We start from the raw sequence: 248 nt of genomic DNA on the forward strand, positions 1-248 counted from the left end.
ATCGGTGCAACAGGAGCTACAGGCGCTCAAGGTGACAAGGGCGATAAAGGTGATATCGGTGCTACGGGTGCAACAGGAGCTACGGGTGCTCAAGGTGACAAGGGCGATAAAGGTGATGTAGGTGCTACGGGTGCAACTGGAGCCACAGGCGCTCAAGGTGACAAGGGCGATAAAGGTGATATCGGTGCTACAGGTGCAACTGGAGCAAAAGGCGACAAAGGTGATATCGGTGCAACAGGAGCCACAGG

1 pseudogene is annotated in these 248 nt (G+C 55.2%); it reads left to right on the forward strand.

Features of this window, described 5'->3' with window-relative positions:
• Positions 1–248 (forward strand): annotated as a pseudogene (locus tag IEV17_RS17145) (collagen-like triple helix repeat-containing protein); the annotation flags it as partial.

Source organism: Acinetobacter modestus, assembly GCF_014636095.1.
Classification (GTDB): domain Bacteria; phylum Pseudomonadota; class Gammaproteobacteria; order Pseudomonadales; family Moraxellaceae; genus Acinetobacter; species Acinetobacter modestus.